Below are 1,179 nucleotides of genomic sequence, written 5' to 3'. Positions count from 1 at the left end.
CGCAGGATCGCCGGCTCGGCGCGGTCTTCACCGGTCACGGCGGTTCCGGCGCGACGGCCGTGGCCGACGGGGCGGGAGCCGTGCTCACCGTCTCGGCGGCGTTGTCGGCACTCGCGGTGCTCAGCACCCTGGTCCTGATCAACCCGCGCCGCGTGCCGTCCCCGCCCAACATCGGTGGGTCGAACACCGCACGCGTCAAGGCGGAAAAAACGCTGGCGAAGTACCCGCGACGGAGGTGTGACTCTGCCAACGGTCCGAGCGGGGTCTGGGTTGGTTGAGATCACGATGAAACCCGTTGACGGCGTATTCGCGGCTACTTAATTTTGGGGCGAAGTGTCAGCCAATGAAAACAATTCAGAAATCGGTGGCAATCTCATGNNCGCGACCGACGGGATTCCCGGCTTCTACAAGAAGGGCGGCAACGCCTGGTACAACCACGTCTCCAAGGACAACACCCGGGTCCACGTGACCTACCGGCTGACCAACGGCCTGGATCGCACGGTGTGCCTGTCCACCGGGGCCCACATCCTCGGCCCCGCGAACGAGATCAGCAACGCCTGGTACGCCGGTCGACTCTGCTGACCTCCTCAAGAGCTGTCTGGCAGATTTCAATCGCTGATGGCATTCACGCTCGATGGCGTTGACCATGCTCCTGCGAATTGTTCCTCGACGTACTGTCAATCTCAGGCGCGCTGTTCCTGTTACCCGCGAGCTGTTGCTGCCACCACCTCGCGCACGGCGGCCAGAGTGTCATCTGGGTGGTCGAGGTGGACGCTGTGGGTCGCGCCCGGCCAGAGCAGCAGCGGCGCACCGAACGCGCTGGCCAGTCGCTGGTGGGCGAGGCGGGTCGCCGCGTCGGGCTTGCGGTCGGCCGTGACCACTGCCGAGGGCAGGCGGGGCAGGTCCTGCTCACGCATCGCCCGGGAGATGTCGGTGATGCCGTGCACCGCCGCCACCAGTTGGGGAACGTCGAACTTCGTCCTCGCCAACGCGGCGGCGCAGTCCGGTCGGAGTCGCAGCCGCCGGGTCGTCCGTTCGTTCGCGACGCGCAGGAGGGCGGCGATGAGTCGGCTGCCGAACGGAAGTGCGGCGAACCGGCTGACCACGCGCATCGTGCGTTCCAGGCGGGCGCAGATGTCGGGATCGTTGATCGGTGTGGGGTCGAGCAGCACCACGCCG

Annotated in this window: 3 protein-coding genes; 2 read left to right on the top strand and 1 reads right to left on the bottom strand. The window is 66.7% G+C overall.

Annotated features, from left to right (window positions below):
• Both CCN37_RS41200 and CCN37_RS41870 read left to right on the top strand, forming a co-directional pair.
• The coding region (locus CCN37_RS41200) for a hypothetical protein (RefSeq protein WP_210408386.1) at positions 1-278 on the top strand (278 nt) is incomplete at its 5' end.
• A 97-nt stretch (positions 279-375) separates the two neighbouring features.
• The gene (locus CCN37_RS41870) at positions 376-582 is read left to right on the top strand and encodes a DUF6355 family natural product biosynthesis protein (RefSeq protein ID WP_086830048.1); all 207 of its coding nucleotides are present in this window, start codon (positions 376-378) and stop codon (positions 580-582) included.
• 119 nt (positions 583-701) lie between these two features.
• On the opposite strand, the gene CCN37_RS37050 is transcribed toward CCN37_RS41870, so the two are convergent.
• Positions 702-1,179, bottom strand: a 478-nt coding sequence (locus CCN37_RS37050) for an alpha/beta fold hydrolase (RefSeq protein ID WP_143262011.1), incomplete at its 5' end; no start/stop codon positions are given.

Source organism: Allokutzneria sp. NRRL B-24872, from assembly GCF_002155965.1.
GTDB lineage: Bacteria > Actinomycetota > Actinomycetes > Mycobacteriales > Pseudonocardiaceae > Allokutzneria.
The sequence above is the reverse complement of the archived record's forward strand: the minus strand, read 5'-3'. Positions and strand labels throughout refer to the sequence as shown.